We start from the raw sequence: 26,477 nt of genomic DNA, 5'->3' as shown, positions 1-26,477 counted from the left end.
GGCGTGTCTTTGTTTGTAAAAAATTTAACGAAACCAAAAAAACTACGGAAAATTCTCCGTAGTTTTTTGGGGGTTGAATGAAATTTTCACGGTGTGTTTTGTCTTGCAGTTAGGAGAATAGATAAAATATTTAAAAATCCAAAACCGGGATTTTCAAAATATTTTCCTAATTCTATTCAGGGCAGAACAATTTTTTTTCAACCTTTTTTGACGGTGTGAAAAATGCTGTGACTAGGAGAATAGATAAAATTTTCAAAAATCCAAAACCGGGATTTTCGAAAAATTTTCCTAATTCTCTACATCCCAAAACGCATTTTTCACAACCTGTTTTAATACACGGCGCTTACTGTGTCTTTTAAGGCGACGGTTTGGCCGTAGAGTTCTAATTCTATGGCTTGGCCTTCTTTTAGATTTAAAGTAACTGAATCGTGATCGACAACGACTTCAATTAGGCGCTCTTGATAGCCGATTGTAAAACTATAACCTTGCCAATCTTTTGGACAAAATGGTTTGAAACTTAAGCCATTAGTCGTCTTCATGCCGGCAAATCCTTGGACAATGGACAGCCAACCGCCAGACATAGAAGTAATATGCAATCCGTCTTCGGTATCGTTGTTATAATTATCCAAATCTAATCGCGAAGTCCGTTGATACATTTCCACGGCTTTTTCTTCGTAGCCAAGTTCTGCTGCTAAAATGGCGTGGACTGAAGCTGACAGAGAAGATTCGTGGACTGTCATTGGTTCGTAAAAATCGAAGTTCCGTTTTTTCTCTTCTAGCGTGAATGCATCATTGAAAAAATAAATCCCCTGCAATACATCCGCTTGTTTGATAAAGCAACTCCGCAAAATTTTGTCCCATGACCAATGTTGATTTAAAGGCCGCTCTTTTGGATCCAGATTTTCAGCGGGCATTAAATCTTTATCTAAAAATGTATCATGTTGGACAAAAATCCCTAGCTCGTCATCTTCAGGCAAATACATTTTTTTAACAATATCTTGCCAGTGAAAAATTTCTTCTGAGCTAACTTGTAAAAATTTTTGGGCGTCAACACTCGCTTTAGGCAAATTTTCTAAGGCATAAGTTAATACCCAGCGCGCCAAATAATTGGTGTACCAATTGTTATTAATATTATTTTCATATTCATTGGGTCCTGTGACACCGTGAATCATATAGAGGCCACGCCGTTTTGAAAAATGCACGCGGTCAGCCCAAAACCGAGCCACTTCCACCACTACTTTGATGCCGTCATTTAATAAATAATTTTCATCGCCAGTGTACGTCGTATAATTATAAATCGCTTCGACAATGGCGCCATTGCGGTGCAATTCTTCAAAAGTAATTTCCCATTCGTTATGGCACTCCACACCAGTGAAAGTTACCATCGGATACAAAGCGCCTTTTAACCCTTGACGCTTAGCATTGACAAATGCGCCCGGCAATTGATTTAAGCGATATTGCAATAATTTTTCAGTGACTTTTTTTGGCGCTACTGATAAATACATCGGCACGATACAAGCTTCTGTATCCCAATAAGTGGCTCCGCCATATTTTTCGCCAGTAAAGCCTTTGGGACCGATATTCAACCGCTCATCTTCTCCATAGTAAGTGGAAAATAATTGGAATAAATTAAACCGAATCCCTTGTTGCGCTTCATCAGAACCGAAAATTTTAACATCCGATTGTTCCCAACGTTTTTCCCAAGCTGCGGTTTGCTCTTGTAAATGTTGGCTGAAATTTTTATTAGCGGCATTTTTTAACAAATCGCTCGCTTTAACCACAAGTTGATCCATTTCTTCGTCTCGACTAGTAGTTACGGCAACTGTTTTTTCTAAAGTAAAGACATCGCCTTGTGCGCCTTGCCAAATCATTTCTTCTTGGCAAACTAAAGGTCCACTTGTAAATATTTTTTCCGTTTGCGGCGTCACTTGGTTATCCATTACGTAACTGACGGTAAAGCGCGACACGCCAAAAGGATTAGCCTTCGTTTCAGCAGTTAACACGCCATAGTTTTCCATTAGAGCTACTTGGCGCTCTTCCCAAAAATTTTCATCGTAATTGGCGTCTTCATTTTGGACATTTCCTTGCAAACGAGAAATAAAAGAAATTTCTCCGCTTCCTTTTAAAATACGAGCAGAAATTTTTTGCAAAGATAATCTGGATTCAACAATCGATAAAAATCTTTCCAACGTAAATTCAACTTGCACCTTGTCAATTGTCACCACAAATTTGCGGGTCAAAAGTCCGTTGTGCATATTTAATTCCACTAAAAAATCTTCTGGCGCAATAGTTGCTAGATCCACTGCTACTCCGTTGACAAATAAATCTACGGCGATAAAATTCGTGGCATTAATTACTTTACCAAAATAATCTGGGTACCCATTTTTCCACCAGCCAACCCGCGTTTTATCCGGAAACCAAACGCCGGCGATGTATACCCCTTGATGAGTGTCGCCAGAATATTGTTCTTCAAACATCCCGCGACTTCCCATATAACCATTACCCAATGAAGTTAAAGACTCCATTAACCGTTTATCCTCTTTAGGCAAACTAGTCGTCTTTAATGTCCACGGGTCTACTTCAAATAATCGTTTATACATGTTTCTACACCTTCTTATCCTTGAATTTCGTTTGGGCCCAGACGGCCAGAAGCATGAATACTCCACCAAAAGTTTGCACACCAATTAGCCACGAAAAATCAAAAGAAAACAAACTGATGATTGCAGCGACAAGCGTTGGCAAACCAAAAATATTGAGCATTAAGTTGACACTTTCTTTGTAACTATGAATATCGGATAATTTACTTTTGCGGGTCAACCACAAGAAAAATCCCCCACCAAAAACAATCGCTGAAGTCATTAGAAACATGACTAATCCTAAACCCCAACTATTTGATAAAATCAACGTCGGCCGATTGCTTTGATAAAATTGAGCCTCTAAAAAATTTTTCAAATCGTCTGCCGTTTGTACTTCACTCACACTTTTAGCAAAGTCCGGCATGTATTTCATCGTGTAAATAATTTCGCCAGAACTTGATGTAATTTGCCAGTCGTCGGTATTAAAACTGACTGTACTTGGCGCATTTTCCATCACTTCTTGATCCAAATTCGTTCCGATTGCACCATTGTCATCTTGATTAAAAACTACCGAATCACTTTCTAGCATTTCGTTGTCATTAATTGTCAGTGTGCTAACTTTTTCAGCTGCTGAATCATTTAAAAAAGTAGTCGCTTCTGGCAAAAAGTTGGTCATAGGAAATTGCTTCATCGTGTTAGTGTAAAAATGCGTTACTGGAATCACCATCACTGCTGCTAAAAAAATTAAGATAACTACATTTTGCAGCCAATTTAATTGACCGCGTTTGGCAAAAATTGTTTTAGGTGGAAAGCAGGCTGAAAAATAATTGAGGGGAAAATGTTTTTTCATCTGCGTCTATCCTTTCGTGCCACCTGAAGTAAGTCCGGTCACAAAGTTTTTTTGTAAGAAGAAAAATAAAATACAAATTGGTAAAGCAATTAAAATTGCCCCAGCGGCAAACAAAGGAACGCGTTGATTAGTAACATCAGTAATAAATGTTTGCAAACCAACTGCTACCGTCTGATTTTCTGGCGTTCTTAGTAAGAAGCGCGCCAACATATAATCGCCAAATGGTCCCATAAACGCCCATAATGCTTGGACGGCGATCATTGGTTTCACTAGTGGCAAAATAATTTGCCCAAAAATCCGGAAATGTCCGGCGCCATCTAGTTTCGCTGATTCATCTAAATCAATGGGCACTGTATCAAAGTATCCTTTCATCAGCCAAGTATTCATAGGAATTCCGCCACCAATATAAATGGCCGTTAAAAACCAATAATGATCTAGCGCATTGAGTAAAAAGGCCATCACATAAAAGGCCGTTAGTGCCGCCATCGTTGGAACCATTTGAATGACTAAAAACAAAACGAGACTTGTTTTCCGCCCATAAAAACGATAACGAGAATATGTGTAGCCGGCTAAAGTAACTACTGCTACTTGAATGACCATCGTCAAGACAGAAATAATCAAAGTATTTTTATACCAAGTACCATATAAAGTTTCACTGAAAAGTCTTGAAAAATTATTCAAAGTCCAATCAGCATCAAAACTCAATGAAAATGCCGCTACGTTTCCAGTTTTAAACGCAGTAGATGCGGTGATCAGCAATGGATAAATAATAATAATCGACAAAACAATTAAAAATAAGTAGGTGAAAAACTGGGTCACACCACGGCGAAATTTGGCCGAAGAATTTAATGATTTCATTAGTTAATCCTCCAAATTAAATGCGTTAGTCTTTTTAAAGACCAATAGGGAAATAGAAATAACAATAATAGAAATGATCAAAGTAACCGCCGAGGCCATGGAATACTGCGGGCTCGTTCCGGTAGTTAATTTATAAATCCACGAAATTAAAATATCCGTTGAACCGGCACCACCACCAACAGAACCTGGCCCACCGTTATTAAACAAATAAATCATCGAAAAGTTATTGAAGTTAAACGTATATTGCGTAACAAAAGTTGGTGCGGCTACTAAGAAAATAGCTGGCAAAGTGATATTGAAAAATCTTTTCCACGCATTGGCGCCATCAATTTTGGCCGCTTCATACAAATCTTCAGAAATACTTTGCAAAATTCCGGTAACCATTACGTAAATATAAGGAAATCCCAGCCATCCTTGAATCATAATAATCGCTACTTTCGTCCAATTAGGATCGGTCTTCCAAGCAATAGATGGAATATCTATTAGTGGCAAATTATTTATAAAGGGAATAACTTGCGTATTAATCGCTCCAATGGAATCATTAAAAATATTCGAGAAACTCATAATCGTAATAAACGCTGGCACCGCCCAAGGAAGTAAGAAAATAATTCCAAAAACGCGGCGGAATTTAATAAATTTTTGGTGCGCCACAACGGCGGTGAAAACACCTAAAACAATTTGTAAAGTCGTTGCTGCTAACGTCCAAATGACCGTCCAGCCAAAGACCGCCCCAAATGTTCTGCGATAAGAGCTTAAGAAAAACATGTTTTTAAAATTATCAAAGCCCACCCAGTCAATCAAACTTGCCGGTGGAATATGTTTAAAATCGTAATTAGTAAAGGCGATAAACAAAGTTACTAATACGGGAAAAACAATCGTAAAGATCATTAAAATATACGCTGGCATCGTTAGCAAATACGGAAATCCTGCATCGCCAATGTTTAAAATAATTTCTTTAATTGTTGTGTTTACTTTTTCCCCACGACTCCAACGTTGGGCAACTCGTTTAGCATCAAAAATATTTAATCCATAAAATAATAAGAAAATCGCCGTAACAATTAATTGCAACGTACCACCAATTAATAAAAAGAGCGAATGATCTTCCATTGGTACGGCACCTAGTTGAACCAGTTCGGCTAATGCATGGCCACCAGAGACAATCATTTGCACAACAAAGGCTACAAAAATGCCTAAAAAAACTAGCCCTTTAAAAAGTTGTTTATTATATATTTGGCCAAGGCCGGGAATCAGTGACAGTAACATGGCGCGCTTGACGTTTTTTTGACTTCCTTCCACAAGGGATTCCTCCTTTTAAAAAAAGCAGCGAAGAAAGTTTCTCCGCTGCCACTTTACTTCAAATTAATATTTTTGTTCAATGGCTTCTGTAATCATTGTGACTGAATCATCTGCAGATTGTTGTGGCGTTTTGTTGCCTGAAGCTGCATCAAACATTAAGTTTTCAGCGCCTGTCCAAACTTCTGCCATTTCTGGAATATTTGGAGCTGGTTGTGCGTTAGCATATTGTTCGATAACGGCTGTTGTTAATTCATCGCTACCGTCATTTGCTGTTTCCCGAGCTTTTTGATTGGCTGGGATTTCATTTCTTGCTTCAAAGAATGCTTCTTGGTTTTCTTGGTTCGTTACATAATCCAAGAATTTTTGAGCAACATCTTTATTTTTTGAGTAGTTAGAAACGACCCAACCTTTACCACCACCAAATGATTGGTAAGCTTCGCCATTGTCTAAAGTTGGAATTGGAGCTACACCGTAGTTGACGCCAGCTTCTTTATAGCCAGCTGCAGCCCAAGGTCCGTCAATAATTGCTGCCGTTTTGCCATCGTTAAATTGTGTCGTTACAAAATCACCAGCGGAAGTAACATCTTGCATTCCTTGTGGCCAAACATTTTGGAACCAATCAGAAGCATAAGTAATTCCTTCAACCGCACCTGCTGTATTTAAACCAACATCCGTAGCGTCTGTTCCGTCTTCACCAAAGACGTAACCACCGTAACCGGCAAGTAAGCCATAAGAATAATAGAAGTCAGTCCATTTTGCTAAGAAACCAATATTTTTGCCAGCTTCAGAAGTGAAATCATATTGAGGATCTTGAGCCAAAGCTTCAAGGTCGGCAAATGTTTCCGGTGCTTCAGAAATTAAATCTTTATTATAGTAAAGAACTAATGTTTCAATAACAGCAGGTTCGCCGTAAATTTTTCCATCGATGGTTACTTGTGCTTTATCCGTATCGTCGTAGTCAGCTTCATTACCCAAAGTAACTTCTGCTAAATGTCCTTGTTGACCAAGTGAACCAATCCGGTCGTAAGCGGCCATCATTACATCAGGACCTTTACCAGCCGGACCATCAAGGGCAAGAGCTTCTAATTGATCAAACATATCTTTTTCGACTAATTTAAGTTCAACATCATTGTCTTCTTCAAATTTATCTTTAATCGAATTAATGTATTCGGTATAACCTTGGTCAACAGAAACTGTTAAGGTTTTTGTGCCAGATTCTTCAGCAGAATCTCCTGAACCACTGTCGTTACTACTACCACATGCAGCCAATCCCCCAACTAATCCGACACCTACTAAACCTAGGCCAATCTTCTTCAATAATCCTTGTTTCATGTTTGTTCCTCCTCGAAACTATTTTTTATTTGCTTGCTTCTCTATTATTATCCCTTGTAGAAAATCATTTTGCAATCGATTTCGGTGTGTTACCGATAACAGCTTTTTTTACTTAATAAAAATCGCAAAGCCATGAGTACCAATTGTTAAATCGTTTTCTGACTCTTGAACATTTTGTTGGCAAATCAAATGGCCTTTAGAAATCATTTGTTCTTTATTTCCTTCATTAAAATAAGCAGTAATTGTTTGGGTGCCATCTGTTTTTTCCATTTTAATAAAATCATTTTGATCGTCAATTTCCCAAGTGGTGTGGCCGGTGGATAAAAGTTCCGCAAAATCTTTTCTTAGCGCAATTAATTTTTTAGTAAAGTCCAGCATATCTGAATCTTGTTTATCCGCTTCCCAAATCATGCATTTACGGCAATCGGGATCGTCGCCTCCAGTCATGGCAATTTCAGTCCCATAATAAATACAAGGGGAACCTGTTTGCAAAAACATAAAAGTTAAAGCCGTTTTAGCGCGTTCTTGATCTTCTTTCATTAAAGTTAAAATTCGGGCGGTATCGTGGGAATCTAATAAATTAAACGCTACTTCATTGGCTTGATCGCGGTAAAGCATTTGAATTTCATTGAGCCCAGAAACCATGTCGGAAGCAGAAATTAATTGTTTGACGAAATAATCTTTAATTTTATCAGTAAAAGCATAATTCATAACCGCGTCAAATTCATCGCCTTCTAACCAACGTTGAGAAGAGTGCCAAATTTCGCCTAAAATATACAAATCTTCTTTTTCAGCTAGAACGGCTTCTCTGAATTTTTTCCAGAAATGATGATCCACCTCGTTAGCTACATCTAAGCGCCAACCATCAATATCAAATTCGGAAATCCAATACGTAGCAATATTTAATAAATATTTTTGCACCTCGGGATTAGCAGTATTTAATTTTGGCATATGAGGTGTGTAGGCGAACGTATCGTACGTTAGATTTTCTGCTTTTTCGACTCCCACTTCTTTATATTGGTCCACTGGAAATTCATGAATATGAAACCAAGAAGCATATTTAGAGTCCGCGCCGTTTTTAATCACATCTTGCCACAGCGGCGACGTGTCTCCAGTATGATTAAATACCGCATCTAACATCACTTTAATGCCGCGTTTGTGACAGGCATCAATTAATTTTTTAAAGGTTTCTTTGTCGCCAAAATCTGGATCAATTTCTAAATAATCAATCGTATCGTATTTATGATTGGAATGAGCTTTAAAGACGGGGCACAAATAAAGGCCGTTAATCCCTAAATCCTCCAAGTAATCTAAGTGATCGATAATTCCTTGCAGATCGCCACCAAAAAAATCATCGCGATCAGGATCTTTTGAACCCCAAGGAAGCGTCCCTTTTGGATCATTACTTTTATCGCCATTGGCAAAACGCTCAGGAAAAATTTGATACCAAACTGTATTTTTCACCCAAGCTGGCGCTTTAAAGCGGTCGATTTCGTGAAAATATGGCAGACGGAAATAATAATTGGCCACAGCTAAAAATTTCTCCGCGTATGGATAAAGTCCTTGATCGCCATAAAAAACTTCTAGGCCATCAACCCCTTTAATATAAAAACCGTATTGCACTCGCTTGGTTTCTGAAGTGATTTCAATTTCCCAATAGTCATGTAATTTAGTAGACACTGTTTTTTTCATTGGAATTTTTTTTTCGTACCATTTTTCGGCAAAGTCGTAAGGGTCCCCGCTGATTAAATGAACCTCTTTAATATCATCTTTGGCTGTCTTTAAACGAATTCGAAAATTTTCTTTCGTGTATAAATAAGCGAATTCTGATTCAGGGCGATGTTCAATTGCGGCTGTTTGCATAGATTTAACTCTCCTCTTTTTTAAAAATTTTCTTAACCTAAGCATAAACAAAAAAAGCCTTGGTTTCTACCAAAGCTTTTTTGTTAGCGATAACAGGATTTTATTTTGTAAGCGAAAGATTTTTATTTTCTATTGCTCTAGAAAAATTTATTTTGTCGTTTGGCGAATTTTTAATTGCGGTAAGAAACGACGAAAACCTTGTGAAGCGCCATTTTCGTCAATTTTTTTAACTAACATTTCTCCGCAAACTTCACCCATTTTAGTAATCGCTTGTTTTAAAGTGGTGAGTTTCGGTGAAGAAACTTGATCGAGAAACACACCATCGAAACCAATAATACCAAAATCTTCCGGAATTCGACCACCGCGTGCTAAAATTCCTCGCTCCACGCCAATAGCCAACCGATCACTACTACAAATAAAACAAGTATTAGGAGCAAATTCCGTCCAATGTTCTTTAATAAAATGTTCCGTTAAAGTCGAACGATTTGCAAATCGTAAAATTTTGCTTGGTTTTTCCACCGTATCCATCACTTCTTGGTAGCCATTTTCCCGCGACCGCTCAAAAACTTCCGGCACATCAATCCCAATATAAATCAAATGTTCATAGCCACACTCTAGCGCATGATTGGTGGCAATCACCGTTCCATAATTATTATTACTATCGACAAAATCAATGCCTTCTTCATTTTCGCCAAATAAAATCACCGGTTTAGTCAGCGCCTTAATCCATTCAAAATCTTCCTGCCTAAAGCCGGTAATAATATAACCATCACACGTGCCGATATCCACCAGCGGATCGGTGACCACTTGCAAAGAATAATGGGCTTTTTCGGCTGCTTTGGCAATGCCAATCAACAAATAAACATAGTAAGGCTCCGTCACATCAATTTCTTCTAAAATTAATAACTTGATAATTTGTGAACGATTGTTGACCAAAGCTTTGGCTGCAATATTTGGCTGATAATTTAATTCTTTCATGGCCGCAAAAACCAATTCTTTTAATTCCACCGTCACTTGCTCGGGATGGTTTATCACCCGACTGACAGTCATCTTCGAAACATTAGCGCGCTTAGCAACATCAGCCAAGGTAGCCATAAAATTCCCCCTTTACAAATGAATCAAATAAGCAAATGCATCATAGGGCTGCAATTGATTGGTGATGTTTTCGGTGTTGGAAATTAATAAATCTGCTGCTTGTATTTCTTTTGGCAACTGAAATGTTTGGACATTTTCTGAAAGATTGGCTACTACTAAAATTTTTTCTTGCTCATTTGTCCGCCAGTAAGCAAAAATTTCAGGAATGGTTTCAATTAATTTAAAATCTCCGCTTACAATCACCGGATATTTTTTCCGCAAAGCAATTAGTTTTTGATACGTATAAAAAATCGACTGCGGATTTTCTAGTGCTTTTTTAACATTCACCTTTTGATAATCTTGAGTAATGGAAAGCCAAGGCGTGGCATCAGAAAAACCAGCATGAAGACTCTCATCCCACTGCATTGGTGAGCGCGCGGTATCTCGCCCTTTAGTATTAAGAGCGGTGATAATTTTTTCTTGACTCCAACCGCGTTTGGCATAATCTACCGCCATATTTCTAGCTTCAATATCAGAAATTTCTTCGAGGCTAGTCATTTTGCGATTGACCATTCCAATCTCTTCTCCTTGATAAATATAAGGCGTTCCTTTTAAAAAATGCAAAACAGTCGCTAGTGCTTGGCCGGATTTTTCTCGGAATTTTTCTGAACCGAAGCGGGAAATGACCCGTGGCAAATCATGATTGCTCCAAAATAATGAATTCCAACCTTCATCGCCTAATTGGGTTTGCCATTTGGCTAAAATATTTTTTAGTTTGGCAAAGTCCACCGGAGCGATTTCCCATTTATCACCGAAAACGCGATCGACGTCTTCTGTTTCAAATTGAAAGACCATCGATAATTCTTCTCCAGCAGGATTGGAATATAATTTGGCAATTTCAGGCGTTGCCCCCCAAGTTTCACCCACAGTTAACACCTCGGAATGACCAAACGTCGCTTGATTCATCTCTTGTAAATACTCATGCAAATGCGGACCATTGCCGGTGATTTTCTTCAGCGGTTCTTTGCCAATTAAATCAATCACATCCATCCGAAACCCACCGACGCCTTTTGCTAACCAAAAATTCATCATTTGATAAATTTCTTGCCGGACTTTTGGATTTTCCCAATTTAAATCAGGTTGTTTTTTGGAAAATAAATGCAAATAATATTGTTGCGTTGCTTCATCAAAAGTCCACGCCGATCCGCCAAATGTCGAAAGTAAATCATTAGGCGCTTGTCCATTGACAGCATCGTGCCAAATATAATAATTACGGTAAGGATTATCGCGACTTTTCTTCGCTTCTTGAAACCAATGATGCTCATCAGAAGTATGATTCACCACCAGATCCATAATAATTTTAATTTGATGTTCAGAAGATTTTTTTAACAATTGATCCATATCAGCCATCGTCCCAAATTCGGGCATAATGTCTTGATAATCGGAAATATCATAGCCATTGTCGTCATTAGGTGAAGCATAAACAGGCGACAACCAAATGGCGTCAATCCCTAATTTTTCTAAATAAGGCAGGCGCTCGATAATTCCGGGAATATCGCCAATGCCATCGTGATTACTATCTTGAAAACTTCGCGGGTACACTTGGTAAACGACCGCATCTTGCCACCAATGTTTCATAAAAATTCCCCCTTTAAAAAAGTATAGCATATCTCAAATTTATTTTTCGCTAGCCACTTGATAAAGTCGCGCTTCAAATGGTTGAAAAATTTCTGAATTCGTTAATGAATTTTCCACTGTGTAATTACTTAAAATCAACTGAGCCTCTTTTTGTTCCGGCAAATTAAATCGGGCGACTTCATCTGTTAAATTCACTAACACTAAAAAGTCGGCGAATTCTTTTGTTTCCCCTAGCCGCTTATAAACAAACATCTGCTGATGGTCTGGTAAGAGTTCTAAAAATTCGCCAGTAATTAAGACCGGATGATTTTTTCTTAGCTGAATCAACTTTTGATAAAAAGAAAAAAGTGAGTCTGGCTGATCTATTTGAGCTGTGGCATTAATTTTTTTATAATTAGGATTAACTGCCAGGCGCGAGTTAACTTCAGAAAAGCCGGCATTTTTACTGTCGTCCCATTGCATCGGCGTCCGGGCGTTGTCTCTAGTGGTACTTTGAATCACCACCATCGCTTCTTTTTTTGTTAATCCTTGGGCCAACAATTCTTGATATTGATAGTGGGAATTTTGCGTTTCAATTTGTTCAATTTTAGTAAAAGGAAAATTGGTCATCCCTAATTCTTGCCCTTGATAAATAAACGGCGTCCCTTGCAAACAAAAATACATCATGGCAATCGCTTTGCCGGCAGTCACTTCTAAATCCTCTGGCACATCAAAAAGAGAAATCGAGCGAGGCACATCATGATTTTCCATATAAAGGGCATTCCAACCTTGACCGTGACTTAACCCATTTTGCCAAGTGCTTAAAGCTTTTTTAAATCCCGGGATATTTATTTTTTGCTCCGTTTTTTGCCAAAGATTGATATGGTCAAATTCAAAAATCATTTTAAAATAACCATCTGGCCCCACCCAACTTGGCGCTTGTCCCGCAGAAACTCCGGACGCTTCACCGACTGTTAGCAAATCATATTTAGCAAAAACATTTTTCAATTCATTTAAGTAATCTTCAATGCCGGCCACATTTTGAAAATGGGCGAAGGGTCGGGCGTTATCGTTTCCTTGCGGCAAAGTAAAATCTGCTTTTTTCAAATGAGAAATCGCATCGACTCGATACCCATCAATTCCTTTATCTAGCCACCAAGTAATCATCTCCAAAATATCTTGCCGCAACTTAGGACTATCCCAATTGAGATCAGGCTGCTCTTTGGCAAAAGTATGAAAATAATACTGGCCGCATTCTTCATTATATTCCCAAACTGAGCCCCCAAAAATCGACGGCCAATCGTTAGGCGGCGTGTCCTTTTTCCCGTCGTGCCAAATGTAATAATCATGATACGGATTGTCGCGACTTAATTTGGCTTGCAAAAACCAAGGATGTTGATCAGACGTATGATTAACCACCAGATCCATAATAATTTTTAAGTCCGCTTGATGCGCCTGATCTAGGAGCTTGTCAAAGTCTTCCATCGTGCCAAATTCCGGAGCAATTCCTTGATAATCTGAAATGTCATAACCATTATCCACATTTGGCGAAACAAAAATCGGATTTAGCCACAAAAAATCCACACCAAGTTTTTTCAAATAAGGAATTTTTTCCATAATCCCTGGCAAATCACCAATTCCATCATTATTACTATCATTAAAGCTACGAGGATAAATTTGATATCCTACCGCTTGTTGCCACCATTTTGTTTCCTTCAAAAAATCAGCCTCCCTGTAAGTGCTGTCACTATCTTTAATTTTACTAAACTTAAAAAAATTTACAAGTAAAAGCGCGAAAAATCAGCCTGTTACCGTAAACAAAAAAGACTGCAAAATTAAATTTTGCGATCTTTTTTAAAATTTTTATTTAGCCCTGAATAATTCATACATTCTATTCGAATGCTCACAAATCGCTTAACAATAATCAAAACACTCATTTTTCATTTTCACCCATTAGGTGATGAAAAAAGAACTCCGTTCTGTTATGGTAAAGGTGCTTAAACCAACCAAAAGAAAGGAGTTCTTCTAATGACTAGTTTACATGACAATCAAATGAAATTCAATTCAACGATGATAATTTCACACACAGGTGGCTGCTTATCCAGTGATTCAGGGTTAGTTCTAATGAAGGAGTTAATGGATACTCTTCAATTTTCAAAACTAGCAAAGCATTTCCTTCACATAGAGGACAAGCGCAATTATTATACACATGATAACGTGGAAATATTGGAACAACTTATCTTGCAATTGATTAGTGGTTATTCGGCTGATTCTTCAGCGAATATTTTAAGACAAGACCCTGTATTTCAAGCCATTTTAGGTAAGAAGCAACTAGCCTCTCAATCTTCACTTTCTCGTTTTTTTGATCGTTTTATGGAGAAAAATATTCATCAATTGCAAGCGTTAAATCAAGCATTGGTAGATCAAGTACGTTTGATTCGCAATAACACCGAATTAGTGATTGACATTGATTCCACTCACTCCGATACATTTGGACGTCAAGAACAAACAAATTACAATGCACATTATCAAACCTATGGATATCATCCGCTAGTTGCCTTTGATGGACTAACTGGTGACTTTTTAAAAGCAGAACTACGTCCAGGAAATCAATACACCTCGAAAGGAATAAAAGCGTTCATTGAACCATTGCTATCTCATTATATTGAAGCATTACCTACTACAGATATACTCGTACGTGGTGATAGTGGGTTTGCAACACCAGAGGTGTATGAACCTTGCGAGAATACCAACAGTCACTACGTCATTCGATTGAAAAATAATAACAAGTTAAGCCAGTTGGCAGAACAATTTGTTCAATACGATGACAATCAAAAATGGGATGAACAAGAGGTATATTATTTTTCTTCCTTTTACCAAGCACAATCTTGGTCAAAACCTCGTCGTGTCTGCATACGATCGGTTCGCGAGAGTGGTGAACTTCTCTTTCATCACGCATTTATTGTGACCAATTTATCCGAAAATGTCTCACCTAAAGTTGTCTTCTCTCTTTATGAAAAACGCGGAACGATGGAAAATTTTATCAAAGAAGCCAAAACGGGTTTCTTTTTTGACAAGACAGATAGTCCACGTTTTGTAGAAAATCATACGAGAATGATGATAAGCGTTCTTGCTTACAACCTTGTTAATTTTTTAAAAACGATTGCATTCAAAAAAATAGACCAAGGAATGACTATCCAGACGATTCGTTTACATTTTCTTAAAATTGCTGGAAAACTTGTTCAAACAGCCAGAAAAATATACCTTAAATTATCAAGCTATCATGTGCAACAAAACGAATTCTATGCAATTTTCAGGCGCCTAAGGCGGTGCCAATAAATCCTTCCTAACCTTAGAAAAAAAGGATGAAAAATCAAAGGGGTGGAGTCTGCCAAAAAACTGAATTGACTTTCACTTTAATAGCAATAGCCAAGAAAAGTAGAACAAAAAATTAAATTTTGTTAGAAATAGAGAGAACGTTTAAAGAAACGTCCGTTTTTTTTAAATAACTATTCAAAAAAATTAAGGCTATGAATTATTCAGGTTAGCTTAATTTTAGAACTTGATTGACATAAATCGTATTAGTTGTTAATTGATTTAAACTTTTTAGTTGATCCACTGAAATTCCAGCTTTTTGCGCAATGGCCCAAAGTGTATCGCCAGATTTTACGCTATAAGTAGCACTTGGCGTTGGAGTTGGCGTCGTTGAACCAGCGCTTTGGCTAACCACCAGAACATCGCCTGGATGAATCATATCACTAGATAAATGATTCCATTGTTTCAACTGAGCTACGGACACACCATGATTTTGAGCAATCCGCCATAAGCCATCGCCAGCTTTGACTGTGTAAGTCGTTTGACTTGGTGCTGGCGTCGATGGTGTCGAAGGATTTGGTGTCGATGGTGCTGGCGTAGATGGATTTGGCGTCGTTGAACCTGCACTTTGACCTACAATAAGAACATCGCCTGGATGAATCATATCGCTAGATAAATTATTCCAAGTTTTAATTTGATTAATGCTCGTGCCAAATTTTTGTGCAATCGCCCATAACGAATCGCCGCGAACTACAGTATAATTTTGCGAAGTCGCATTACCGCCTTGTTCAGGGACATTTGTTTCTGGGGTGCTAGTTTCTGGATTACTGATCGCTTGATAGCCGACAATTAATCTTTGATTTGGATGAATCATTTCGCTCGTTAAATGATTCCATTGTTGTAATTGCGCAATGGTCACGCCATGATTTTGAGCAATCCGCCACAAGCCGTCGCCCGATTTCACTGTATAATAAATGGGTGTTTGGCTACTACTTGAACCACCACCGTTTCCTGGGTTTGTATTGCCCCCAGGATTTGTACTTGGCGTATCATATTGAGTTAAATTATAACGGACAATTAAATTATTTAATTTTACATTATAACTTGGATCAGTGGCGTAACGCCCAGTAAGAAAAAGCGTCGCCTCTTGATAATTATTCGTATTACTTTTCCAAGCGCCAGCATAAAAATAAGGGCCGCTACCAAAGCGCGTCGTTTTTAACACGTTGGCATTATCTTGGAAACTTTCGTAATAAGATGGATATTTTCTAAATGGTTCATATTTAGTCACATACTGACCATTGATCCACTCTTGGGTATTCATATAAACTGTTTGCCCTTGATAACTTCCTTTAATGCCAAATAAATTAAAGTTCGGACTAGAGGCAAGTTGGCTTGTTCCCCAACCACTTTCTAAGATCGATTGGGCAATCATAATCGAAGCGTACAAATCATTTTGATTGGCACATTTCGCCGCGTAACTTGCCACCATCTCGATGAAGGCTTGTTGATTATTGGCAGAAAAACTAGCAGCTGGTGCAATGGAATCGGCGGAAACTTGAGTAACATTAGCTAGCGGTAAACAAACCCCTGCTAAAGCCAATGTCGAACTAGTTAGCGCAATATTTTTTTTAAGCTGGGCGCGCTTATTTTTTTGTTGCAGCTGACGCCGTGAATATTTTCGAGGGATATCTAAACGATTCATACGCTTCTCACTTTCTGAATTTAAACTTTTCTTAACTAATACAATTATAGCCCGAATCCGCCATTTATTAAAGCAAGACTAGAGGGGAACAAGCACGATTTAAACTGCCTGTAACATTGGTAAATCACTTGTTTTTTTTCGACGATTACACCTTGTTTCAACGCCATTTTTTTAAATAGCCTGTTATCTTAAAATGACCATTCATATTACAAATTGGTGACAAATGATTTTTGTTCGCTTTTTTTGCGAATTTTTTCTCAGTCTTAAGGCGGAGAGCGCGCTTTACCTTAGACTGATTTTCGCTAAAACCTCTTGTTTTTTGCTGAATTTCTTCCTATAGTGAAGATACAAAATAAAAAAGGAGTCCGCCCATGAATGAAGAACATTTTTTAACGGAACTGGCGATTTATTTAAAACCTCTTGCGCCAGAAAAAAAAGATGAAATTTTAGCCTCCTATGCCCAACTTTTTCAAGAAGGAAAAGCTACCGGACAAGCTGAGGAATTAATAGCAAAAAATTTAGGGAAACCAAAAGACATCGCCACTGAAATTCTTTCTAGCTTCAATCTTTCTTTTGAGGAGAAAAAAATCTATCGCAATGGGTGGCAAGAATTCTCCCCCCGCGATTATCAGGGACCACGTTTTGATAAACATGATTACACTTCTGGTCACGCTGAAGAAAATCCTTATCAAGAAGACGTTCAAGAAGATGACCAAGAATCTCAAAATTATTGCCGACAAAATACATCTCGTCAATCCAGCAATTTTTTAGTTAAATTATGCTTAGTCTTATTTAATCTTTTTGTGATGATTTGGGTAGTCATTAGCGTCTTTTTACTTCTAGTTGGCGCATGGTTAATAGTGACTTGTCTACTTTCAGCCCCACTTATTGGTATATTTTTATTTTTCACCGTCTCTTCCATGTCCGTTGCCCTTTTCCAACTTGGCATTTGTATAGGATTATTTGGTTTAGGTTTACTGGGCCTCTTAGTTGGACAAGCAGTGACCAAATTTTTAACGCAAGCCAACCGCAACTACTGGGCTTTTAATCGCCGAGTTATGAGAGGTGCCAAATGAAAAAATCAAGTTTAGCCTTACTAATCGTTAGTATGATTTTTATTGTCGTTGGTGCACTTATTGCGGCTTTCACTTTTACCGGCGCTAAAGAAGACGTAACGACCGTTTATGCGGAATCATTTCCTTTAAAGAGCGATACTTTAACCATTGATGTTAATACGAAATTTTATTACCAATTAGTCGCTGGCAGTAGCGATGAAGTGAAAGTTAGCGCCAGTTATTTAGATCTTGGTCAAACGACGCTTTCTGCTGATTTAAAAAATGACCAACTGACAGTTGCTACTGCCACCAACGACACCGCTGAGAAAGCATTAAACACTATCAATGACGGAGTCATACAACAACAAGAATTTACTATTGAAATTCCAGCATCCGTTAAACATTTACATTTAATTGGTTCAAATGGTTACGTTTCTGATCTGAGTTTAGAAAGTTTAGACGTTTCCTCTTACAATGAAGTGATTAATCTTTATAACCTGACTGTGGATGAATTTTCTACTAGTGGCGATGAGTCAAACGTTTCCCTGCAAAATTCTGTCATTAAATCTCTAAATGCCAATGCCAAATCTGGATTTTTAGAATTGTCTTCTGTCAAAGTTGATCAAGGAACAGTTACTGGAGACAATTTAAATTTGAATTTGCAAAATGTCTCCACCAAAAAAATTGCCACTACCCTAACAAAAGGCGATATCACTTTAGGGAACTATACCGGCGAATTTTCTTTAGACGGTCAATCAGTGGGTGTAAATCTTTCTGATGGGATTATGGGCAACTTAGATTTGACTGTGACCCATGGTAGCATTTATGGTAACTTTAATGAAAAACCTACCGAAACTAAAATCGTCGCAAAAAGTGACGCTGGCCAAATTAGTTTGTTCGACCAGAAAGAATTTGGCAATAGCGAAACAAAATATCTCTGGCAACTAAACACTACCCTTGGCGATATTAATTTAGACAGTTACGGAGGTTACTATGACGAAGCTTTTGATGATGATTATGATGAAGCTAACGATGATGATTACCATGAAGACTACGATGATGATGAAAACACTGTTCAAGAAAGTGTTGATGAAAACCAATCTCAATCTTCTGCAATAACTGAAAGCTCCAACGAATAAAATAAACAGCGTCGGTCATTTCTGACTGGCGCTTTTTTTGTTATAATGACTACAGTTAGTTTCAGAAAGGACTTTTATGAAAAATTCTCAAAAATATTTTTCCACCGCGTCTACTTTAGCTTTGATTTTTGTTTTTCTCGGTTACTTGGTGAAATTTTACGACGAGTGGCTATTTTTCGATCAACCCGTGCAAAATTTTATTCGCGGCCAGCTGCCTGATGCAGTCACAACTTTTTTCAAATGGATTACGCAATTTGCTAATCCGGTCCCACTTTCGATTATCACGGCGGCTTTTATGCTTTTTTTCCTTTTACAAAAAGAATATATCGCTACTTTATGGTTAGGCTTTAACATTGTTGTTGGCGCGGGACTCGTTAATCATTTATTAAAACTCGTCTACCAACGACCACGGCCAGATTTAGTCCATCTAGTGACTGAAACTTCCCTCAGTTTTCCCTCGGGCCATGCCACCGGATCGCTCCTTTTATTTGGCACCTTAGCTATTTTAGCGCCAAAAATTTCTAGTAATCACTATTTACAACGTACTTTGCAAATATTTTTTGGCGTGGTGATTTTATTAATCGGTCTTTCGCGAATTTATTTAGGCGTCCATTATCCAAGTGACATTATCGGCGGCTACCTCTTTGGCGCGACTTGGCTTTGTGCAACGTATCCTCTTTACTATCGTTACGCCTTTATTGAACGTTTTAAAAATCCTTTGAAAAAGAAGATGAAACGATGAATTTCCCTTATAGCGATGACCCCACCAAACGATATCACACTTGGAATTATGAATTGCGTCACGTGTTTGGCGAAAAAACTTTCAAAGTGCCCATTGACGGCGGCTTTGATTGCCCAAATCGCGACGGTACGGTAGCAACTGGCGGTTGTACTTTTTGCAGCGTCTCCGGTTCTGGCGATTTTATTATGGCTCCTAGCGCGCCTTTTGCCCAACAATTTGAAACAGAAGTTGAATTTTTGCACCACAAATGGTCCGACACAAAAAAATATATTGTTTATTTCCAAAATTTTACTAACACTCATGCACCCGTTGAAGTTTTAAGACAACGTTATGAGCAAGTGGTCAATTTACCTGGCGTGGTTGGTCTTTCCATTGGCACCCGACCCGATTGCCTGCCTGATGAAACGATTGACTATTTAGCCGAACTCAACGAGCGGTTATATTTATGGGTGGAACTGGGCTTACAAACTACTTTTCAATCCACTAGCGATACGATTAATCGCGCCCATGATTATCAAACTTTTTTAACCGCCGTTGAAAAATTACGCGCTAAAAATATTCGCGTCTGCGTGCATTTAATTAATGGATTACCTGGCGAAACGATTCCTATGATGGAAGAAAATGTTCGGCGCATGGTCCTTGATTCTGATATTCAAGGCGTTAAATTGCACCTTTTGCATTTAATGACCAAAACTCGCATGGTGAAAGATTATCGCGAAGGTCGCTTAAAACTCATGACTCAAGATCAATACGTCCAACTAATTTGTAATCAGTTAGAAATGATTCCTCCTGAAATTACCATTCATCGTCTTACTGGCGATGCGCCGCGGGAAAATTTAATTGGTCCTACTTGGTCGCTAAAAAAATGGGAAGTGTTAAATGCGATTGATCAAGAAATGGCTCAACGTAAAACTTTTCAAGGTACTAAAAACGTCCGCACCACCGCTTAAAAACAGTCAAAAAATTTTTTAAATTAGCTCAATAACATGCTTCAAAAATGTCGCTTAACTGTCGACATTTTTTTTGCGAAAATTTTGAGCATTTATTATTGACGTACACAATTAAATTGTGTACAATTAATTTTGTTAGGAGTGATTTTTTGATTTCCACAACTTTAGATGATCAATTATGCTTTGCCATTTACCGCACACAAAAAACATTTAATAAAATGTATAGTGTCGCTTTAGAAAAATTTCAGTTAACTTATCCTCAATATCTCGTCTTACTTTCTTTATGGGAAAAAAATCAGCAAACGATTCACGAACTCGGCGATAATTTGACGCTGGATTCTGGCACGCTGACTCCCATGATCAAACGGATGGAAAAAAGCGGATATGTGACACGGACGCGTGACCTTGCAGACGAGCGGAAATTAATTGTTTCCCTCACTGAAAAAGGACTGAATAATCGAGACGCCATTTTAAATGCAGTCGGCAACTGTCTTAACCAATTGACCTTAACGCCGGAACAATATTTCACGATCCTACAACAAATGAAAGATTTAGAAAAAAACATTGGAGGCATTTTAGATGAAAAAAATTTACGAAACACAAACTGAAAATACTGGCGGCCGTGAAGGAAAAGTTTACTCACCTGACCATAGCTTTGAACATGTCGTAACTTCTCCAGGCAAACGCGTCCCTACTGCTACGAACCCAGAACAACTTTTTGCCGCAGCTTATTCTTCATGTTTCAATGGCGCTTTAGAAATCGTAATGGACGCTGAAAAAGATGTTCATCCAAGTATCGTTAAAGCCCGCGTTTCATTATTCGCTGACGATGTAGAAGGCTTCCACGTTGAAGTTGTTTTAGAAGTTCATATTGACGGCGTCTCTGAAGACCGCGCCAAAGAATTGGCCGAAAAAGCCGATCAAGTCTGCCCTTATTCTAAAGCCACTCGCAACAACATCCCCGTAGAAATCAAAATCGTATAATAGGTTATAAAAAAAGCGGTCTGTGACGTAGTGATTTAGGAAAATGGTGAATGATTGCAACGCAGTTAGCAAGCATTTTATCTAATCACCTAGTCACAGCTTTTTTTATACCGAAAAATAGGTTATTAAAAAAGCGGTCTGTGACGTAGTGATTTAGGAAAATGGTGAATGATTGCATCGCAATTAGCAAGCATTTTATCTAATCACCTAGTCACAGCTTTTTTTATACCGAAAAATAGGTTATAAAAAAAACCATTCTCTTGTTCTGCTAACAGCACTAGAGAATGGCTTTTTTCATTTATAATGAACTTCTTTTAAATACAAACCTTCCGGATGAGCAGTTGGTCCTGCCAGTTGGCGATTTTTTTCTGATAAAATTTTCGTAATCTGATCAACTGGCATCCGGTGATTGCCAATTTTTAATAAAGTACCGACGATAATTCGGACCATTTTATATAAAAATCCATCGCCAGAAAAAGTAAATAACAATTCTTCAGCTTCAAAATCATGGACCACCGTCGCTTCAGTAATTGTACGAACTTTATTTTCCACTGACGAACCACTAGCGCAAAATCCGGTAAAATCATGCGTTCCTAAGAGCAGCTGGAGTGCGGCATTTATTTTTTCAACATCTAGCGGATAAGGAAAGTAACTAGCGTAATGCCGTTTAAAAGGACTACGCGCTCTGGCTAAATCCACTCGAAACTCATAAGTTTTACTTACTACATGATATCTAGCATGAAAATCATCAGGCGCAACTTCTACTGACAAACAAGCAATATCAGCCGGACTTTGCGTATCAATGCCGTAACGCAATTTTTCCAAATCGCGGGCTTCATCTAAATCAAAATGAATGACTTGACCTCTTGCATGGACGTGAGCATCTGTTCGACCAGATCCTGCCACAACTACTGGTAAACCGCGATTGATTTTAATTAAAGTTTTATTTAATTCAGCTTCTACGGTCCGTCCATTCGGTTGGACTTGAAAGCCGTGAAAATTTGTCCCATCATAAGCAATGATTGCTTTGTATCGCATGAATTTGTTCCTTCCTTACCTGACAATATCAATTTTTATTGACGTAAAAAAACTAAAGCTACCGTCAATAAACCGAAAACAACCATCGTCAAACTATCACGCATTTGCCAATGCAATACGCGATATCGACTCCGACCGTCGCCTCCTTGATAGCCGCGCGCTTCCATCGCGGTAGCTAAATCTTCCGCGCGATTAAAACTGGAAACAAATAAGGGAATTAACAACGGCACAATAGCTTTCATTTTTTGTAATAAATTACCATCGCCAAAATCCACACCACGTGCGCGTTGGGCATTCATGATTTTTTCTGTTTCATCCATTAAAGTCGGTACAAAGCGTAAAGCAATACTCAACATTAAGGAAACTTCGTGAACTGGGAAACGCACAATCCGCAACGGACGCAATAAAAATTCTAGCGCGTCAGCTAAAGAAAGTGGCGCAGTTGTTAAGGTGAGTAGCGTAGACATAAAGATAATTAAAACAAAGCGGCAAAAAATAAATGCCCCATTGATTAAGCCAAACTCAGTAATAGAAAAAATCCACCAAGAAAAATATTCGGTCCCACCTTTTGTAAAGAGCACTTGCAATAAAGTGGTAAAAATAATTAACCAAATCAGCGGCTTAACGCCTCGTAAAAAGAAACTTATTTTAATTTTTGATAAGAAAATTGCTCCTAAGACAAACAAAAACATTAGTAAATAACTAGCCCAGTTGTTGGCAAAGAAGATAATAATAATAAAATAAAAACTAGCTAAAAACTTAGCTCGCGGATCTAAGCGGTGAACAAGAGAATCTCCGGGAATGAAACGGCCTAACAATAATTTATTCACGGACTTCACCTGCTTTTTCCACTAATTCTTTAGCTAATTGTTCCGGAGTGAGCGGCAAACTGTTAAATGAAACGCCGCGTGCTGCTAATTTTTCAGCGAAAGCTGTGGCTTGTGGTAAACCTAATTGTTTTTCCACTAGCCAGTTTGTATCTTGAAAAATTTCTGCAGGTTCCCCAGATTTTACTAAGCGTCCATTTTCTAAAACTAAGACATAATCAGCAAACCGCACGACGTCTTCCATTAAATGCGTCACTAAAACAATCGTTAAGTTTTCTTCTCGGTGCAATCGATTAAACATCGTCATCATTTCACGACGACCCTCGGGATCTAGTCCCGCTGTTGGTTCGTCTAAAACTAACACTTCAGGTTCCATTGCCAACACTCCAGCGATGGCTACTCGACGCATTTGTCCGCCAGAAAGTTCAAAAGGTGAACGTTCCATAAACGTTTCATCTAGTCCAACTAGATCCAACATTTTGGCGGCTAATTTTATTCCTTCTTCATCACTCGCCCCAAAATTTTTCGGGCCAAAAGCAATATCAGCGGCTACCGTTTCTTCAAATAGTTGCGCTTCCGGAAATTGAAAGACAATCCCAACTTTTTTCCGGACAGGTTTCAAATTTTTATTGCTCGTTTCAGGTGTTATCACCCGTGTACCAATCGTTACCGTCCCGCTAGTGGGTTTAACTAACGCGTTCAAGTGTTGGAGCAGCGTTGATTTCCCTGATCCCGTATGGCCAATTAGGGCGGTATAAGAACCTGATTTAATTTCTAAATTAATATCAAACAAAGCCCGCTGAGCAAAAGGCGTTCCGGGTTGATACGTGTAGTCTACTTCTTTAAAAGTGATGTCCATATCCAGTCCAACATCCTTTCTTCAGTCATATAAGCTGCTGGCACTGTTACACCAAGTTTAGCTAGTGCTGCTTTTAATTTTTCTGCAAATGGCAAATCTAACCCAAGTTCAATTAATTGTTCACCGTAAGCAAAAATATCCGCGGGTGTGCCTTCTAATTTCAAGTGACCTTCTTGCATCACAAAAATCCGATTGGCCAAAGCCGCTTCATCAATATCGTGGGTAATAGAAATTACAGTTAAGTTTTCTTCTTCTTTCAATTGACGAATAGTAGCAATCACCTCACGTCGACCTTTAGGATCTAACATTGAGGTTGCTTCATCTAAAATAATCATTTTCGGTGCTAAGGCAACCACGCCAGCAATAGCTACACGTTGTTTTTGCCCCCCGGATAAACGAACGGGTTCCCGCGTCATAAATTCTTCCATCCGCACTTTTTTTAAGGCGCTCATAACCCGCTGCACCATTTCATCTCTAGGAATCCCTTGATTTTCTAACCCAAAAGCAACATCGTCTTCTACCGTTGCTCCTACAAATTGGTTGTCTGGATTTTGAAAAACCATCCCGACATTCTTTCGGATATCCCAAATATTTTCTTCTGCTAATGTTTGGCCAAAGACTTCAACGCTACCTTGTTCTGGCAAAATTAAGCCATTAATCGTTTTAGCTAAGGTGGACTTGCCGCTGCCATTAGATCCAACAATCGCCACCCATTCCCCTTGTTGAATTGTCAAAGACACGTCATCTAATGCATTTCGTTTGTCGTCTGGAGAATAGCGGAAGGTTAAGTTTTTAATGTTAATGGCTTCAGTCATGCAGGTCACATCCTTTTTATTTTCTTTCTAAGACTACCAAAAATCTATGTATTTTTCAATTGTTCTCACTGATTTTATCAAATGTCTTGACACCTTTTTTTTGTATAAAAAAACACCTTATGATGAGTGCTCTGCTTCTTAAGGTTATCCTCAAGAAGCGAGCCAGAGCTAGACTTGGATTTCTCCATCATCATAACACTCAATACGAATCATCATAAAAGTGATGCGAAAAAACTATTTGACAAGTTCAATGATAACCATTGGCGCAGCATCGCCGCGACGTGGTTCCATTTTTAAGATACGAGTGTATCCACCTTGACGTTCAGTGTAACGACCAGCAATGTCATTGAAAAGTTTTTGTAGAGCTGTTTCGATAACAACTTCTTCATTTTCTTCCCGAACATCAGCAACTTCATTACGAACGAAGGCTGCGGCTTGACGACGAGCATGTAAATCGCCACGTTTGCCTAAAGTAATCATTTTTTCTGTTGTTGAACGCACTTCTTTCGCACGCGCTTCAGTCGTAACGATGCGTTCGTTAATGATTAGGTCAGTTGTTAAATCACGCAACATTGCCTTACGTTGGCTTGATGTGCGTCCTAGTTTACGGTAACCCACTTGTACGTACCTCCTTTGTAGATTTAATCGTCTTTACGTAAGCCAAGTCCTAAATCATGCAATTTAACTTTCACTTCTTCCAAAGATTTACGACCAAGGTTACGCACTTTGATCATCTCTGGTTCAGATTTACTTGTTAATTCTTGCACGGTGTTAATTCCGGCACGTTTTAAACAATTATAAGATCGAACGGAAAGATCCAATTCTTCAATTGTCATTTCCAACATTTTTTCTTTTTGTGTTTCTTCTTTTTCCACCATGATTTCAGCATTTTTTGCTTCATCGGTTAAATTAACGAAAATATCAAGATGTTCCGTCAAAATTTTAGCCGCTAAGCTAATAGCTTCTTGGGGAATAATAGAGCCGTCAGTCCAAATTTCCATTGTCAGTTTATCAAAGTCTTCACGGTGACCAACACGGGTCTGTTCTACTTGATAGTTTACACGACGAACGGGGGTGTAGATGGAATCAATGGGAAGGACACCAATTGGCATATCTTCGCGTTTGTTTTCATCTGCTTGGACATAACCACGACCCGGTTTAACCGTTAAACGGGCATGAAAAGTCGCGCCAGGTGCTACAGTACAAATGTAAAGATCTTTATTCAAGATTTCTACATCATTGTCGACTAAAATGTCGCCAGCGGTAACTGTGGCTGGTCCGGTGATATCGATTTCCAATGTTTTTTCTTCTTGAGCATAGAGTTTTAACGCAAGTCCTTTGATATTCAAAACAATTTGCGTTACATCTTCGCGAACGCCTTTGATGGTGGAAAATTCATGCAAGACGCCATCAATTTGCAAATTCGTAATAGCTGCCCCTGGTAAAGAAGAAAGTAAAATCCGCCGTAAAGAGTTGCCGAGGGTTGTCCCATAACCTCTCTCTAACGGTTCAACCACGAACTTGCCATAATCTTTTTCATCATCAATTTTCGTGATTCTTGGTTTTTCAAATTCAATCATTC

Annotated in this window: 23 protein-coding genes; 7 read left to right on the top strand and 16 right to left on the bottom strand. The window is 38.5% G+C overall.

Going from position 1 to position 26,477, the window contains the following annotated elements:
* Positions 1 to 329 precede the first annotated feature (329 nt).
* From BQ5341_RS01300 to BQ5341_RS01260, 9 genes are all read right to left on the bottom strand, one after another.
* Positions 330 to 2,600: a glycoside hydrolase family 65 protein gene (locus BQ5341_RS01300; RefSeq protein WP_071130256.1), complete on the bottom strand. Its 2,271-nt coding sequence runs from the start codon at positions 2,598 to 2,600 to the stop codon at positions 330 to 332.
* Between the two features lie 4 nt (positions 2,601 to 2,604).
* Positions 2,605 to 3,426, bottom strand: coding sequence for a hypothetical protein (locus BQ5341_RS01295; protein WP_071130255.1), 822 nt, complete (start codon positions 3,424 to 3,426; stop codon positions 2,605 to 2,607).
* Between the two features lie 6 nt (positions 3,427 to 3,432).
* Entirely contained in the window at positions 3,433 to 4,284 is an 852-nt protein-coding gene (locus tag BQ5341_RS01290) for a sugar ABC transporter permease (protein ID WP_071130254.1), read from the bottom strand.
* A gap of 3 nt (positions 4,285 to 4,287) precedes the next feature.
* Positions 4,288 to 5,580: a sugar ABC transporter permease gene (locus BQ5341_RS01285; protein WP_268873192.1), complete on the bottom strand. Its 1,293-nt coding sequence runs from the start codon at positions 5,578 to 5,580 to the stop codon at positions 4,288 to 4,290.
* 63 nt (positions 5,581 to 5,643) lie between these two features.
* Positions 5,644 to 6,912 carry an extracellular solute-binding protein gene (locus BQ5341_RS01280; RefSeq protein ID WP_071130253.1) on the bottom strand — a complete coding sequence of 423 codons (1,269 nt, stop codon included), beginning with the start codon at positions 6,910 to 6,912 and terminating at the stop codon, positions 5,644 to 5,646.
* A gap of 108 nt (positions 6,913 to 7,020) precedes the next feature.
* The gene (locus BQ5341_RS01275) at positions 7,021 to 8,775 is read right to left on the bottom strand and encodes a glycoside hydrolase family 13 protein (protein ID WP_071130252.1); all 1,755 of its coding nucleotides are present in this window, start codon (positions 8,773 to 8,775) and stop codon (positions 7,021 to 7,023) included.
* A 147-nt stretch (positions 8,776 to 8,922) separates the two neighbouring features.
* Entirely contained in the window at positions 8,923 to 9,870 is a 948-nt protein-coding gene (locus BQ5341_RS01270) for a LacI family DNA-binding transcriptional regulator (RefSeq protein WP_071130251.1), read from the bottom strand.
* A 12-nt stretch (positions 9,871 to 9,882) separates the two neighbouring features.
* Positions 9,883 to 11,487: a glycoside hydrolase family 13 protein gene (locus BQ5341_RS01265; protein WP_071130250.1), complete on the bottom strand. Its 1,605-nt coding sequence runs from the start codon at positions 11,485 to 11,487 to the stop codon at positions 9,883 to 9,885.
* 39 nt (positions 11,488 to 11,526) lie between these two features.
* The gene (locus tag BQ5341_RS01260) at positions 11,527 to 13,185 is read right to left on the bottom strand and encodes an alpha-glucosidase (protein ID WP_071130249.1); all 1,659 of its coding nucleotides are present in this window, start codon (positions 13,183 to 13,185) and stop codon (positions 11,527 to 11,529) included.
* 309 nt (positions 13,186 to 13,494) lie between these two features.
* Between BQ5341_RS01260 and BQ5341_RS01255 the strand changes: the two genes are divergently transcribed.
* Positions 13,495 to 14,805: an IS1380 family transposase gene (locus BQ5341_RS01255; protein ID WP_071130199.1), complete on the top strand. Its 1,311-nt coding sequence runs from the start codon at positions 13,495 to 13,497 to the stop codon at positions 14,803 to 14,805.
* 205 nt (positions 14,806 to 15,010) lie between these two features.
* Here the strand turns inward: BQ5341_RS01255 and BQ5341_RS01250 are convergent, their stop codons facing one another.
* Complete coding sequence (locus tag BQ5341_RS01250; protein ID WP_071130248.1) at positions 15,011 to 16,486, bottom strand: LysM peptidoglycan-binding domain-containing protein; 1,476 nt, start codon at positions 16,484 to 16,486, stop codon at positions 15,011 to 15,013.
* 371 nt (positions 16,487 to 16,857) lie between these two features.
* Here BQ5341_RS01250 and BQ5341_RS01245 point away from each other — a divergent pair, with 371 nt between their 5' ends.
* The 6 genes from BQ5341_RS01245 to BQ5341_RS01220 all read left to right on the top strand — a co-directional run bounded on the left by BQ5341_RS01245 (position 16,858) and on the right by BQ5341_RS01220 (position 21,356).
* Positions 16,858 to 17,562, top strand: coding sequence for a DUF1700 domain-containing protein (locus BQ5341_RS01245; RefSeq protein ID WP_071130247.1), 705 nt, complete (start codon positions 16,858 to 16,860; stop codon positions 17,560 to 17,562).
* Positions 17,559 to 18,680: a DUF4097 family beta strand repeat-containing protein gene (locus tag BQ5341_RS01240; protein ID WP_071130246.1), complete on the top strand. Its 1,122-nt coding sequence runs from the start codon at positions 17,559 to 17,561 to the stop codon at positions 18,678 to 18,680. The genes BQ5341_RS01245 and BQ5341_RS01240 overlap by 4 nt, the downstream gene beginning before the upstream one ends.
* Positions 18,681 to 18,756: 76 nt before the next feature.
* Positions 18,757 to 19,422, top strand: a complete 666-nt coding sequence (locus BQ5341_RS01235) for a phosphatase PAP2 family protein (RefSeq protein ID WP_071130245.1) — start codon at positions 18,757 to 18,759, stop codon at positions 19,420 to 19,422.
* Complete coding sequence (mnmL, locus tag BQ5341_RS01230) at positions 19,419 to 20,372, top strand: tRNA modification radical SAM protein MnmL/YtqA (RefSeq protein WP_071130244.1); 954 nt, start codon at positions 19,419 to 19,421, stop codon at positions 20,370 to 20,372. Before BQ5341_RS01235 ends, mnmL begins: the two co-directional genes overlap by 4 nt.
* Positions 20,373 to 20,521: 149 nt before the next feature.
* Complete coding sequence (locus BQ5341_RS01225) at positions 20,522 to 20,980, top strand: MarR family winged helix-turn-helix transcriptional regulator (protein WP_071130243.1); 459 nt, start codon at positions 20,522 to 20,524, stop codon at positions 20,978 to 20,980.
* Positions 20,952 to 21,356, top strand: coding sequence for an Ohr family peroxiredoxin (locus BQ5341_RS01220; RefSeq protein WP_071130242.1), 405 nt, complete (start codon positions 20,952 to 20,954; stop codon positions 21,354 to 21,356). The genes BQ5341_RS01225 and BQ5341_RS01220 overlap by 29 nt, the downstream gene beginning before the upstream one ends.
* 294 nt (positions 21,357 to 21,650) lie before the next feature.
* Here BQ5341_RS01220 and truA read toward each other — a convergent pair whose 3' ends face one another.
* The 6 genes from truA to BQ5341_RS01190 form a co-directional block, all read right to left on the bottom strand.
* On the bottom strand, positions 21,651 to 22,394 hold the full coding sequence (gene truA / locus BQ5341_RS01215) for a tRNA pseudouridine(38-40) synthase TruA (RefSeq protein ID WP_071130241.1): 744 nt from the start codon (positions 22,392 to 22,394) through the stop codon (positions 21,651 to 21,653).
* A 35-nt stretch (positions 22,395 to 22,429) separates the two neighbouring features.
* Entirely contained in the window at positions 22,430 to 23,224 is a 795-nt protein-coding gene (locus BQ5341_RS01210; protein ID WP_071130240.1) for an energy-coupling factor transporter transmembrane component T family protein, read from the bottom strand.
* Positions 23,217 to 24,080 (bottom strand): energy-coupling factor ABC transporter ATP-binding protein, encoded by an 864-nt coding sequence (locus BQ5341_RS01205; protein ID WP_071130239.1) that lies wholly within the window; start codon positions 24,078 to 24,080, stop codon positions 23,217 to 23,219. Before BQ5341_RS01205 ends, BQ5341_RS01210 begins: the two co-directional genes overlap by 8 nt.
* A complete protein-coding gene (locus BQ5341_RS01200) occupies positions 24,056 to 24,895 on the bottom strand; it encodes an energy-coupling factor ABC transporter ATP-binding protein (protein ID WP_071130238.1) in 840 nt (279 codons plus the stop codon). Before BQ5341_RS01200 ends, BQ5341_RS01205 begins: the two co-directional genes overlap by 25 nt.
* Before the next feature lie 234 nt (positions 24,896 to 25,129).
* Entirely contained in the window at positions 25,130 to 25,513 is a 384-nt protein-coding gene (gene rplQ, locus BQ5341_RS01195) for a 50S ribosomal protein L17 (protein WP_071130237.1), read from the bottom strand.
* A 23-nt stretch (positions 25,514 to 25,536) separates the two neighbouring features.
* Positions 25,537 to 26,475 (bottom strand): DNA-directed RNA polymerase subunit alpha, encoded by a 939-nt coding sequence (locus BQ5341_RS01190; protein ID WP_071130236.1) that lies wholly within the window; start codon positions 26,473 to 26,475, stop codon positions 25,537 to 25,539.
* Positions 26,476 to 26,477: the final 2 nt, after the last annotated feature.

It is taken from the genome of Enterococcus timonensis, from assembly GCF_900104595.1.
GTDB lineage: Bacteria > Bacillota > Bacilli > Lactobacillales > Enterococcaceae > Enterococcus_J > Enterococcus_J timonensis.
Note: the sequence above shows the minus strand (reverse complement) of the source record. Positions and strands in the feature narration are given on the sequence as shown.

Bases quoted from the DNA above. Each gene is read 5' to 3' on its own strand.
- BQ5341_RS01300 (WP_071130256.1), bottom strand. From the start codon at position 2,600: ATGTATAAACGATTATTTGAAGTAGACCCGTGGACATTAAAGACGACT.
- BQ5341_RS01295 (WP_071130255.1), bottom strand. From the start codon at position 3,426: ATGAAAAAACATTTTCCCCTCAATTATTTTTCAGCCTGCTTTCCACCT.
- BQ5341_RS01290 (WP_071130254.1), bottom strand. From the start codon at position 4,284: ATGAAATCATTAAATTCTTCGGCCAAATTTCGCCGTGGTGTGACCCAG.
- BQ5341_RS01280 (WP_071130253.1), bottom strand. From the start codon at position 6,912: ATGAAACAAGGATTATTGAAGAAGATTGGCCTAGGTTTAGTAGGTGTC.
- BQ5341_RS01275 (WP_071130252.1), bottom strand. From the start codon at position 8,775: ATGCAAACAGCCGCAATTGAACATCGCCCTGAATCAGAATTCGCTTAT.
- BQ5341_RS01270 (WP_071130251.1), bottom strand. From the start codon at position 9,870: ATGGCTACCTTGGCTGATGTTGCTAAGCGCGCTAATGTTTCGAAGATG.
- BQ5341_RS01265 (WP_071130250.1), bottom strand. From the start codon at position 11,487: ATGAAACATTGGTGGCAAGATGCGGTCGTTTACCAAGTGTACCCGCGA.
- BQ5341_RS01255 (WP_071130199.1), top strand. From the start codon at position 13,495: ATGACTAGTTTACATGACAATCAAATGAAATTCAATTCAACGATGATA.
- BQ5341_RS01250 (WP_071130248.1), bottom strand. From the start codon at position 16,486: ATGAATCGTTTAGATATCCCTCGAAAATATTCACGGCGTCAGCTGCAA.
- BQ5341_RS01245 (WP_071130247.1), top strand. From the start codon at position 16,858: ATGAATGAAGAACATTTTTTAACGGAACTGGCGATTTATTTAAAACCT.
- BQ5341_RS01240 (WP_071130246.1), top strand. From the start codon at position 17,559: ATGAAAAAATCAAGTTTAGCCTTACTAATCGTTAGTATGATTTTTATT.
- BQ5341_RS01235 (WP_071130245.1), top strand. From the start codon at position 18,757: ATGAAAAATTCTCAAAAATATTTTTCCACCGCGTCTACTTTAGCTTTG.
- mnmL (WP_071130244.1), top strand. From the start codon at position 19,419: ATGAATTTCCCTTATAGCGATGACCCCACCAAACGATATCACACTTGG.
- BQ5341_RS01220 (WP_071130242.1), top strand. From the start codon at position 20,952: ATGAAAAAAATTTACGAAACACAAACTGAAAATACTGGCGGCCGTGAA.
- truA (WP_071130241.1), bottom strand. From the start codon at position 22,394: ATGCGATACAAAGCAATCATTGCTTATGATGGGACAAATTTTCACGGC.
- BQ5341_RS01205 (WP_071130239.1), bottom strand. From the start codon at position 24,080: ATGGACATCACTTTTAAAGAAGTAGACTACACGTATCAACCCGGAACG.
- BQ5341_RS01200 (WP_071130238.1), bottom strand. From the start codon at position 24,895: ATGACTGAAGCCATTAACATTAAAAACTTAACCTTCCGCTATTCTCCA.
- BQ5341_RS01190 (WP_071130236.1), bottom strand. From the start codon at position 26,475: ATGATTGAATTTGAAAAACCAAGAATCACGAAAATTGATGATGAAAAA.